Source organism: Flavobacterium gyeonganense (assembly GCF_029625295.1).
GTDB classification, from domain to species: domain Bacteria; phylum Bacteroidota; class Bacteroidia; order Flavobacteriales; family Flavobacteriaceae; genus Flavobacterium; species Flavobacterium gyeonganense.
The window spans coordinates 3,996,369-4,008,219 of record NZ_CP121112.1 but is presented as its reverse complement, the minus strand read 5'-3'; the positions used below and the strand labels follow the sequence as shown (position 1 = coordinate 4,008,219).

Sequence of the window (11,851 nt, the reverse complement as noted above, 5' to 3'; positions counted from 1 at the left end):
AAGTAAAAGTCTTAAAAATCTTAATTATATAATAACATCAAGTTTAGCAAACCTTAAAAGTAATTTCTTAATTCCGCCAACCTCAAATTTTATTTCGGCTTTTTTATCAGCTCCTACGCCTTCTAAATTTATAACCTGGCCTTTTCCAAAACGTTCATGCATCACTACATTTCCTATGGTCAGTTTGTTATCGAATAAGTTTGCTGCAGCAGCATTTGGATTATTTCCTGCAACAGGTTTTAACTTTCTGACATTTAAATCCGGTTTTGGGCTGTTATCTGTAACAGGTTTAGGAGGAGTTCCTCCTATTGGTTTTGAAAGTCTTAGTTTAGATTTATCAACATCTCCAAAAATATCGCTATCAATCGTTGGTTTATAGCGGTAATTGCTTTCGGACGGTGTTAAAAATTCCAAATATTGCCCGTCAATTTCTTCAATAAAACGTGACGGCTCGCTATCTGTTAATTTTCCCCATCGATAACGGGATTGTGCGTACGTTAAATATGCCTGATGTTCTGCACGGGTTAACGCTACATAAAATAAACGGCGCTCTTCTTCTAATTCACTTCTTGTACTCATACTCATGGCACTCGGAAACAAATCTTCTTCCATTCCCACCACAAAAACATGCGGAAATTCCAATCCTTTTGCCAGGTGAATTGTCATTAAGGCAACACGGTCTTCATCTGATGTATCCTTATCCAAATCGGTAGCCAAAGCAACATCTTCCATGAATTCAGATAAAGCACCTCTTGCACCGTCAATTTCTTTTTGCCCTTCTGTAAAATCTTTAATACCATTTAAAAGCTCTTCAATATTCTGAATTTTCGCCATCCCTTCCGGTGTAGCATCTTTTTTCAGTTCCTGAACCAAACCTGTTTTTTTGGCAACATGGTCTGTAATATAAAAAGCATCCTGATTTTCGTTAATAACCTGAAAACTCTGAATCATGGTCACAAAATCATTCAGTTTATTTTTGGTACCTGCATTCAGTTTTAAATCGATTTTATCAATATTCACCATTACTTCCCAAATCGAACGCTTGTAATGGTTAGCAGCGATAGTAAGCTTTTCAACAGTTGTATCTCCAATTCCGCGTGCCGGATAATTGATAACACGTATCAGTGCTTCTTCATCTTTCGGATTAATTACCAGACGGAGATAGCATAAAACATCTTTAATTTCTTTACGCTGGTAAAATGAAAGCCCTCCGTAAATTCGATACGGTATATCCCTTTTTCTTAAAGCATCCTCCATGGCACGTGATTGTGCATTGGTACGGTATAAAATTGCAAAAGCGCCATTATGCAACTGATTCTGCATTTTTTGTTCGAAAATCGTACTGGCAACAAATCGGCCTTCTTCAGCATCTGTCAAACTTCTGTGGACTTTTATTTTTGGACCAAACTCATTTGCTGTCCAGACAACCTTGTCCAGTTTGGTTTTATTATGTTCCATTACAGTATTTGCTGCTTCAACAATATTTCGTGTCGAACGGTAATTTTGCTCCAAGCGAAACATTTTAACCCCTTCATAATCCTTTTGGAAATTCAGGATATTATTGATGTTTGCCCCACGGAAAGCATAAATACTCTGCGCATCATCACCAACTACACAAATATTCTGAAACTTATCTGACAGAGCCCGAACAATTAAATATTGAGAGTGGTTCGTATCCTGGTACTCATCAACCAGAATATATCGGAAACGGTTTTGATATTTCGCCAAAACTTCAGGAAAACGAGTCAGTAATTCATTGGTCTTCAACAATAAATCATCAAAATCCATTGCTCCTGCTTTAAAACAGCGCTCTACATATTGCTGATAAATTTCGCCCAAACGAGGTTTTTTTGACATCGCATCCGCTTCCATCAATTCAGGATTGTTGAAATAGGCTTTTACGGTAATCAAACTATTTTTATATGTCGAAATTCGTCCTAAAACTTGTTTCGGCTTATAAATATCACGATCCAGCTGCATTTCTTTTATAATAGAAGAAATCAGTCTGGCCGAATCCTGAGAGTCATAAATGGTAAAATTGGACGGATATCCCAAATGTTCTGATTCTGAACGAAGAATGCGCGCAAAAATAGAGTGAAAAGTCCCCATCCACAGATTTTTTGCTTCACTTGCACCTACTATTGAAGAAATCCTGTGCTTCATTTCGCGGGCAGCTTTATTCGTAAATGTAAGCGATAATATATTAAAAGCATCAACTCCCTGATGCATTAAATAAGCAATCCTAATTGTTAAAACACGCGTTTTTCCCGAACCGGCACCTGCTATAATAATCATTGGCCCGTCTTTTTGTAAAACAGGCTGTCGTTGTGCTTCGTTGAGCTGGTCAATATAATTCTGCATGAAATTGTTCTCCTTTTATGCAAAAATAAGAATTAAACTGTTAGGATTTAAATTCTATAAAAATCAAACTTGACTAAAAGAAAAAAATAAAATCACTTCACAATAATTAAATTGTATTTTAAAAACAAGATTCGGCCATTGGTGCTTCTCCTGTAATTTCCATCCAGTCTATATTTGCAAATGGCAATGCATCAATAGTCTCTAAACGAATTGTATTTACACCTTTAATCAATTTAATAGTAAGTGGCTCAGTAGTAGCAAATTTAGTTGTGCTGGATGTTATTGGAAAAACTAAATCAATTGCATTCGTTCCATTTATCTTCACTTTTGCATTTGTTGTTTTACCTCTGTGCACATATCTAAATACAACCGAGTAAAGCCCTGAATCCGGAACTTTAACCGTGTAATTTATTCCACTGCCGGAAGCATCCGTAATGTTGGTTACTTTTCTGTTATCAGCACTTGAATTAATTGCGATTACGCCATCATATTTACAAAATCCAGGTGAAGCTTCTTCAATCCTTAAAGCATGGGTTCCTGTGAGTTTTTTCCCGAAAGTTGCCGTAATGCCCATTTCAGCAGTAATTGAGACTGTTATCGACTCAGTCGTTTCTCCTGAATTCCATGATTTTAATTCATTACCCGCTGAAGGAATAGCAGTAAGCATTACTGTTTCTCCTTCTGTGTAAGTAGCTTTATTGGGATTTACTGTAATTGTTCCGCCTTCAGCCGGATTAACTGCAGTTGTCAAAACGTAAGTGGCAGGTATTATACTTTTAAAATTAGCTGTAATCGTTTTATTGGTATCCATTTTAAAAGTCGTTGTGGCTGTAGTTGAACCATCGCTCCATGATTTAAATGTATAACCAGAAGATGGCATTGCGGTCAGGGTTACAACCTCCCCTGCATCATAACTTTTTTTAACGGGACTAACAGTCACTGTTCCTCCGGCAATTGGTTTTCCTGTGACTTTTAATACAAAATCTGTTGTTTGCTGAGATCCTGACTCCCTTGCTCCAAGATCTGGCGCAGTTCCGCTAAACTCTATTCCGGTTGCCTGTACTCCTGCATCAATAAAATCGCTTGTCGTCTTTAATGCCAGAAAATCACCCAGGTTCGGGCTTCCATCTTCATTTTTTAAAACAGCAGGAACAGTCAAAGAAACAAAATCATCATCACTGATTACAAGCGCAGGGTTTCTGCCATTGGTACTTCCTTTAATCCACCAAACATTTGAATTTTCGACATCTTTACCAAAGTTTTTATCCTTAAATGATTTGTAAGAGATGTTATTTCTGAATTGATGTTTTCCACCAGGACGAAAACCAAAACCATTACTTTTATTATTGTAGGAAGTATTATTAGTCATCTCAATTGCTCCTAAATTATTGTTGTCCGTAAAACCATGCTGGCCGTTCCCGAAAGCGATACAACGCCTGAGGATATGATTTACTGGAATGCCTTCTCCTCCTAATTTAAAACCATTTTTATCACCAGTCAACGTTGTACTGCCATTTGTGAGTGTGCCATTATTGTAGGCAACACAATTTTCGAATAGTACAGCTCCAATTGGTCCGGTTTTTTTCTTGGTGTACAAATCCCATCCGTCATCACTATTATTATGTGAAATGCAGCCACGAAAAATATTCCCCTTCCCACACGTTAACTTTGCGGCAAATCCATCTGCATTTTCTGCTAATGAATCTTTATTATCAAAAGATTCGCAGTTCAGGACCAAATTATTGGAAGGCCATTGATCAATTGATGTGTAAGCAGCGAAATATCTGCTAATCTGAAGACCGCTGTCTCTGTTTTTTTCAAAAATACAATTGTCAATTGTATTGTTATTTCCGGAAAGAAGCATGCCGTTGTCTCCAGCCTTTCTAATTATTATTCCTTTAAAATACCAATAGAATCCATCCAGAACAATTCCTTTATTTTCGTTGTTTTCCCTTTGTTCCGAAAAATCAAGAATTGGGATTTCACCATTATATGCCTCTATTCGCTTCAAGTTTCCTTCAGATCCACTATTTTCTCTGGTAATAAAAATAGTTGAAGCAATCGAATAAATCCCGCCACGCATATAAATCGTTTGACCGGAAACAATTTTATTAATGGCATTCTGCAGTGTTGTCGGACTTCCAATAGATCCCTCATTATCCAATTTTCCCGCCGGAGAAACATAGATTTGAGAAAATATGCAAAGCGGAAAAAGCAACAAAACACCAAATAGAACTGCCAATTTATTTTTCATCTCAATACTGTTTTTGATTTATACTTAATTGTGTTATTTTTCTTCTTCTAAAAATCATTTGTAAAAAACATCATAAGCAAACCGAATCAAAGTCCCCACAACTACAATCAAAAAGAAAATCCTGACAAAACCATTTCCTTTGTTGATGGCCAGTTTTGCACCAAGCCAGCCACCAATTCCATTACTGATAGCCAAGGGGATTGCAATGCCCCAGATAATTTTTCCTTTTATCATGAATAGACAAATCGAACCAAAGTTGGTCGCCAGATTTACCATTTTAGCATTTGCAGAAGCATGCAAAAAGTCAAACCCTAATAAGGCGATAAAAGCAACCACAAAAAAACTGCCGGTTCCCGGACCAATAAACCCGTCATAAAAGCCAATAATAATACTGATAACAACTGCATACATAATCTGAGTCGTTGCAGAATGATCTTTAGCCACATGCTGCCCGAAGTTTTTCTTAGCATACGTATACACAAACAGCAAAGATAATACCACCAGTAAAAGCGGTTTCATGAAATCATTGCTTACAAGTGTTAAAATAGTTGAACCCAAAAAAGCTGATGGAACTGCAAGACACATCATTATTATCAATAACCGCCACTGAATGATAACATTTTTAAGGTATTGGAAAGCCGCAAAAGCAGTTCCGCTAAAGGCTGGAATCTTCAATGTTCCTATAACTGTAGAAACAGGCAGATTAGGTAACAAAATCAATCCCATAGGGGTTTGAATCAGTCCGCCACCTCCCACTATTGCATCAATAAAACCTGCTGCAAAGGCAGCCACACAGAGAAAAAATATTGTATAAGAATCCATCAAAATTGTGTTTGCAATGTTAAAAATAACAAGTTGCAAAAATACGGCTTCCATTTTGTTTATTGCTGAAAATTTAAAGCGGATTTCTCCTCAAAAAGTATATTTTTGCTAAAAATTATTGAAATGGATTTTACACGAATTATAGAATTAGCGAGTTATACCTTACCTGCCACTGTTACCGGATTTGTTGCTTACAGTTTTTTTGAACTGCATATTAAGAACAACGATAAAAAACGTGCTTTTTTGTTAAGCAGAGAATACCAAAAACAATCTTTACCAATTCGCTTGCAGGCTTACGAGCGTATGACTTTATTTTTGGAGCGTATCAACCTGACTAAATTATTGATTCGTGTTGCACCAATTTCTCAGCAAAAACACGATTATGAAAATTTCATCATTGACCAGATTGAACAGGAATTCGAGCATAACCTAACTCAGCAGATTTATATGTCTGATGAGTGCTGGACCATCATTACAACTGCAAAAAATGCAACCATACAAATGATTCGTAAAGCTGCCATGAGTGACCGTGTAGACAATGCTGATAAATTGCGTGAAGTAATTTTAAATGATTTATTGGAAAAACAATCACCTAGCAATGCGGCTTTGGGATTTATTAAAAATGAAGTTGCGGAGTTGTGGTAATATTTTATTAGTACTTAGTCCTTAGTTTTTTAGTCCTTAGTCATTAAATGTCTCTTTTTTAAAAACTAAAGACTAACTGCTAATAACTAGGGACTAAAAGACTACTTATTATCACTCATAATCTCAGATTTATTCTGAGCGTATTCATATCCCTGTTCCCACCAGTTTTTCATTACTTCCTTATTAAAAATCAAGGCATTATTTGTAAGCTTTGTTGGCGTGTAATATAAATTAAGTTTGACATTTTTATTATTTGCTATTAGTTTTCCTATAGCAATGTCGTGTTTTTCAACCTGATCCAAAGCTATTCTAAACAAATCAATCATCAGTGAAAACGGATTTTTCCCAATCACGGTTTTCTCCATATTAACTTCAGTTTCCAGAATGATGACATCTATTTCTGTAGCTCCGCGATTGATTGCTTCGCGAATAGGAACCAGACTTGAGAAGCCGCCATCTCCATATTCACAGTTATTTTTTTCAACAAGGCTCATAAAAGGAACGTAATTACTCGAAATCCACGACCAGTCACAAAACTCTTCATAAGTACATTCTTTTATCGATTTATATTCGGCTTCGTTTTTTGTAAAATTGGTTACCGTAATGACAACATCCTTTTTAAGCTTTTTCAACTGATTGAAATCAGACAATGAGAAGTTACTTCTAATGTATTTCCTTAATCCTTTACTTTCCCCAAACGTTCTTTTCCCTTTAAAAAACTGACGGATTACATTGAAGTGATTAATGGTTACAATATCTACTCCGTCTTTAACTTTAACCACAAATGGACAAATATTAAATATTTTAGACATGCTGACATTGGTGTAAATCGAGTGAATCTGCTCAATATTTCCGAGTGCGAGATGCGGGATCAATAAACTTCCGGTTGAAGTGCCAAGAAATAAATCGTATTGATGTTTTTTTACTTCTAATAAATATTGTGCAACACCCCCGGCAAATGCGCCTTTACTGCCGCCACCGGAAATAACCAATGCTCTCATAAATTAATTGTAGGTTTTGTTTTTAGAACAAAGAAAATAGAATAAAGAATAAAGATTTTTGCATTCTTGCATCTTGTTTTTTTCTTCTATATATCTATGCTTCATCACTATTTTATTCTTTCAATAAACGATTCAATTGAAATTGTTCATCGGGGTTCAAATTAGGCAAAATTCTTTCAAACGAAGCACGCATTTCAGAATTTTTTAATAACAATCGAATAGTTTCTCTTCCAAATTTCGAAAATTGCCACATATGATGCGTTGTAGCCCCAACTAAATTACTCAGCACCTGATCGTTAATAATTTTAAACGCAATTAATTTTTCTAAAGCATTTTGCCTGGTTGTTGCCTCATATTTTACAGATGAAAAAGCAATCAATTCTGAAATCAAAACCTCAGGATCATTGCTGTAATTTTCTGTGGACAACGCCAATGAAAGCCATAAAGTACGAAGATTGTAATCGTTGAACCCAATCCATGTTTTTGTTTTATCAAGATATGCTGCTCTTAGTTCAGGAAAATTCTTCCACAAAAAATAAAGCGCTATTTCCTGCGTCTGATACGATTTATCTTCTAACAAAGTTTCATATTCTAACCTAAAATCTTCCGGGATTTTCGGTAAATTCTCAGCAACAGCCTGACGGACTTTTATATTGTTCGTTTGCAAAGCAGCTCTCAAAAGTGCTTTTTTAGCTTCATATTTTTCCGTTCCAACCTGATCAACAACAGATACTTTTACAGCCTGATAGGCATCTGAATTTAAAACTTTTAAAAAGTAATCCTGCTTTTCAGCCAAAGGTGTTTTTTTTAGTTTGTCTACTTCCAGTCTTTCCTGAATTGCTTTGTTTTTACTTAATAAAGCATTCGCTGTGGGAGTATCAAAAGCAGTAATTTCCAACCATGTTTTCTGAAATTTGTCCAGATCAAAATCAGATACTTTTTTAATTTCGTTGAAGAAATCCTGCGTGTTGACAGTTTGATAAGCATACTTCTTTAAATAGCTTTTTATAGCCTTTTTAAATGCTTTATCACCAATAGATTCATGCAGAATAAATAATGCCCAGGCTCCTTTTTCGTAAAAAGTCAGTGAACTGGCTTTGGGATTCAAAACAGGAATTGAATCGGTTCTGGAAGCAAATTTGAGCTGTTGCGCAGTATCGTATAATTTGGAATAAAAATAATCTTCTCCGTAAATTTCTTTCTCTGCCAATAAAGCATAATAGGTTGCAAAACCTTCCTGAAGCCAGTGATGTGTACTACTTTCTGCGGTAATTAAATCTCCAAACCAATGATGTGCCAGCTCATGTGCATCAACATTAGTATAGTTTCGGTCTTCAAAACCTATAGAATCTACGACATAGCGCGTAGCAAAAAGTGTTGTCGTCGTATTTTCCATTCCGGCATACAAAAAGTCACGAACCGGAATTTGTCTGTTGATTTTCCAAGGATATCTAACTCCTATTTCTTTCTCTAAAAAGTCAAAAATACGTTTCGAATAACGGTATGTCGGTTCAAAACGATCTGCATCTTCAGGTTCGAGATAATATTCAAGCGGAATTTTAGATTTTGATCTGAATTCTTTTTTATCAAATTTTCCAATGGCAAGCATTAATAAATAAGAACTCATTGGCTTTTCCATTTGATATTGCCAATAAAACTGATTGTTTTCTTCTTCCTTTTCTTTTAAAATCCCGTTAGAGATAACCTGATAGTTTTTATCGTAGGTAATTCTGAGGTTAAAAATCATTTTTTCATTCACATCATCAAAACTCGGAAACCAGTTACTTGTGTACCTTCCCTGCCCCTGTGTCCAGATTTGTACCTCGGCATTTTCAATATCTACAAAATACAAGGCTTGTTTAGGTTTTACAGTATATTCAAAAGTCAATTGATTTTCGCCTTCCTTAAAATGATCAACGATTTGTAACTGCTTGCCTGTATTAATAAAAACCGCTTCTTTATGATTGATTGCTACTTTGGAAAATTCCATATTTTTAGCATCAATCTTTATAGTATCTATTGGTTTTAAAACTTCAAAATGATAGTTAACAAAACCTGAAACCGATCTTTCATTTGCATTTAGTTTTAATTGTGCTGAAACCGATTTAAAATCCACAAATTGGATTTGTTGTGCAAAACCAAAGGTGGTGAAAAATAATAGAATGTATTTCATTGAATAAAATTGAAGGCAAAATCCAAAGTTACAAAGGTTTCATCAACAAATCGAATGAAATTTGTATGTTTACAATAGAAAAATTACCTGAACGTGTCAACACCTAAAAAAGCCTTATTCAACTGGAGCAGCGGGAAAGATTCTGCTCTCACTTTATATAAAATTCTTCAGAACCCTGATTATAAAATTGAATATTTGTTAACTAGTGTCAATCAGCAATATCAACGAATTTCAATGCATGGTGTCCGCACAGAATTACTCCAAGCACAGGCTAAAAGTCTTGGTTTGCCTTTGAAAATAATGCAGATTCCGGAAATGCCAACGATGGAAGTATATGAAAATGTCATGACTGAAACTTTATCCGGATTAAAAAAAGAGGGTATTACACATTCTGTTTTTGGGGATATTTTTCTGGAAGATTTACGAAAATACCGTGAAGACAAATTAGCTGAAATGGGCTTTGAAGGCGTTTTCCCAATCTGGAAAATCCCGACTTCTGATTTGATTCAGGAATTTATCCGTTTAGGTTTTAAAACAATTGTGGTTTGTGTTAATGAACGTTATCTGGACAAAAGTTTTGTTGGTCGAATCATAGACCAGGATTTTATAAATGATTTACCTGAAGATGTTGATGTTTGTGGCGAAAATGGTGAATTTCATACTTTTACTTTTGAAGGCCCTATTTTCTCAGAAACTATCAATTTCGAAATTGGTGAAATGGTATATCGCAAATATGAAAACCCAAAGACAGAATCCAGTAATACCGTGTGCGACACCAGTGCAACAGATGCCTTTGATTATGGATTTTGGTACATTGATTTAATAAAGAAAAGTTAGTTATCTATCGAAAGGATAAACTTTAATATCTCCTGAACATTTAAAACATAATCTGGCACTGTATTCTGGATAGCGTGATTGGGCATAAATGGCATGTCAGCAGAATCCGGATTCTGGACAATTATAGTTCCTCCTTGATTTTTAATTGCTTTTAATCCTTCTGTGCCGTCAGAATTTGAACCAGACAATAAAATCCCTGTCAGCTGTTCTTTATATATCTCAGCAGCTGATTCAAACGACACATCAATACTTGGTCTGCTGTAATTTACTTTTTCAGAAGTATCAAGTGACAGTGTGTGATTTTTTTCAAATAATAAATGATAATTTGACGGAGCTATATAAATAAATCCGGGTATTAATGCTACTTTATCTTCAACCTTTTTTACTTTAACAGGTGATTTTATTTCAATCAGTTCTTCAAAAGTTTGCTCATCTGTACTTTTACGATGCACAACAATTACAATAGCAAAAGATTTTATAACAGACAACTGAGGTAAGATTTGCATTAGCGCATTTAAACTTCCGGCTGAGCCTCCTATAATTACAACTTTAAAATCTGGATTTATTTGATTTTTCTCCATATTTTTTCCCTATCTAATTGTTTGTACTTACCTGGAGATATGGAATACTTTATGGTTTCTTTTGTACCCAAAGCTAAAAACCCCAAAACTGCCAGACTATCATCAAATAAGCTAATTGCCCTTTTTTGTAAATCATTATCAAAATAAATCAGGACATTACGACAAAAAATTACATCAAATTCATTAAATGAAGTGTCAGAAACTAAATTATGCTGTGAAAAAACCATTTTTTGGGATAGTTCTTCATTAAATTTTGCAATACCATAATTGGCCGTATAATAACTCGAAAAATCTTCTTTTCCTCCTGAGTCGCGGTAATTCTCTGAATACTCCTTCATCATTCTCAATGGAAAGATTCCTTTTTTGGCTGAATCAAGGACCTTTGCATTTATATCTGTAGCATAAATTAGGGATTTATGCAGTAGTCCTGCTTCCTTTAATAAAATGGCCATTGAATACACTTCTTCACCCGTAGAACATCCTGCATGCCATAAACGAATAAAAGGCTTTGTACCTAATAAAGGGAGAACCTGATTACGGATTACAGTATAAAATGCAGGGTCCCGAAACATTTCGGTAACATTTACTGTAATTTCATCAATAACATGCTTGAAATAGTCAGGATCGTATCTGACCTTAGATAAAAATTCACCAAAATGAATAAAACCATCCAATTGATATATTCTGTTTACGCGTCTTTTTAAAGAAGCTCTTGAATAACTACCAAAATCAAAACCATAATATTCATACACTTCATTTATAAAGGTTTCTAATTCGATATCTTCTATCATAAAATTCTAAATTCTGCTTAACATCAAAAGCAATTTATCCACATCAACTGGTTTAGAAATATAATCATCTGCACCAGCCTCTAAACATTTTTCTTTATCTCCATTCATTGCCTGAGCGGTAACTGCTACAACAAAAGTTGATTCGTGCGAAGGTATATTCTTTATCAAAGGAATAGCTTCATAACCATCCATTTCAGGCATCATCATATCAATTAAAACAGCATCTATATTTTCATCCGAATTTAATATTTTTAAAGCTTCCTCTGCACTCAGGCATGATAAACACTCAAATGATTTGGCACGGAGCGTATTTTCTAAAGCAAAAATATTTCTGGAATCATCATCCACAATCAAAAGCCTTTTTTTATCCATTTTTCACTTTTTAA

Annotated in this window: 10 protein-coding genes; 2 read left to right on the top strand and 8 right to left on the bottom strand. The window is 35.0% G+C overall.

What is annotated here, in order from left to right; all coding sequences use genetic code 11:
* Positions 1 to 24: 24 nt before the first annotated feature.
* The 3 genes from P5P89_RS17350 to P5P89_RS17340 form a co-directional block, all read right to left on the bottom strand.
* Positions 25 to 2,361 (bottom strand): ATP-dependent helicase, encoded by a 2,337-nt coding sequence (locus P5P89_RS17350; protein ID WP_278009446.1) that lies wholly within the window; start codon positions 2,359 to 2,361, stop codon positions 25 to 27.
* A 118-nt stretch (positions 2,362 to 2,479) separates the two neighbouring features.
* The gene (locus tag P5P89_RS17345; RefSeq protein WP_278009445.1) at positions 2,480 to 4,615 is read right to left on the bottom strand and encodes an InlB B-repeat-containing protein; all 2,136 of its coding nucleotides are present in this window, start codon (positions 4,613 to 4,615) and stop codon (positions 2,480 to 2,482) included.
* 54 nt (positions 4,616 to 4,669) lie between these two features.
* A complete protein-coding gene (locus P5P89_RS17340; protein ID WP_278012036.1) occupies positions 4,670 to 5,437 on the bottom strand; it encodes a sulfite exporter TauE/SafE family protein in 768 nt (255 codons plus the stop codon).
* 123 nt (positions 5,438 to 5,560) lie between these two features.
* Between P5P89_RS17340 and P5P89_RS17335 the strand changes: the two genes are divergently transcribed.
* On the top strand, positions 5,561 to 6,082 hold the full coding sequence (locus P5P89_RS17335) for a DUF7935 family protein (protein WP_278009444.1): 522 nt from the start codon (positions 5,561 to 5,563) through the stop codon (positions 6,080 to 6,082).
* Between the two features lie 101 nt (positions 6,083 to 6,183).
* On the opposite strand, the gene P5P89_RS17330 is transcribed toward P5P89_RS17335, so the two are convergent.
* Together P5P89_RS17330 and P5P89_RS17325 are read right to left on the bottom strand one after the other, a co-directional pair.
* On the bottom strand, positions 6,184 to 7,083 hold the full coding sequence (locus P5P89_RS17330; RefSeq protein ID WP_278009443.1) for a patatin-like phospholipase family protein: 900 nt from the start codon (positions 7,081 to 7,083) through the stop codon (positions 6,184 to 6,186).
* Positions 7,084 to 7,195: 112 nt separating this feature from the next.
* Positions 7,196 to 9,256 carry a M1 family metallopeptidase gene (locus tag P5P89_RS17325; protein WP_278009442.1) on the bottom strand — a complete coding sequence of 687 codons (2,061 nt, stop codon included), beginning with the start codon at positions 9,254 to 9,256 and terminating at the stop codon, positions 7,196 to 7,198.
* A 93-nt stretch (positions 9,257 to 9,349) separates the two neighbouring features.
* Between P5P89_RS17325 and P5P89_RS17320 the strand changes: the two genes are divergently transcribed.
* On the top strand, positions 9,350 to 10,093 hold the full coding sequence (locus P5P89_RS17320) for a Dph6-related ATP pyrophosphatase (RefSeq protein ID WP_278009441.1): 744 nt from the start codon (positions 9,350 to 9,352) through the stop codon (positions 10,091 to 10,093).
* On the opposite strand, the gene P5P89_RS17315 is transcribed toward P5P89_RS17320, so the two are convergent.
* The 3 genes from P5P89_RS17315 to P5P89_RS17305 are packed head-to-tail and all read right to left on the bottom strand — an operon-like array spanning position 10,090 to position 11,837.
* Entirely contained in the window at positions 10,090 to 10,674 is a 585-nt protein-coding gene (locus P5P89_RS17315; protein WP_278009440.1) for a chemotaxis protein CheB, read from the bottom strand. The genes P5P89_RS17320 and P5P89_RS17315 overlap by 4 nt on opposite strands.
* Positions 10,656 to 11,465: a CheR family methyltransferase gene (locus P5P89_RS17310; protein WP_278009439.1), complete on the bottom strand. Its 810-nt coding sequence runs from the start codon at positions 11,463 to 11,465 to the stop codon at positions 10,656 to 10,658. Before P5P89_RS17310 ends, P5P89_RS17315 begins: the two co-directional genes overlap by 19 nt.
* Positions 11,466 to 11,471: 6 nt before the next feature.
* A complete protein-coding gene (locus tag P5P89_RS17305) occupies positions 11,472 to 11,837 on the bottom strand; it encodes a response regulator (protein ID WP_278009438.1) in 366 nt (121 codons plus the stop codon).
* Between the last annotated feature and the right edge of the window lie 14 nt (positions 11,838 to 11,851).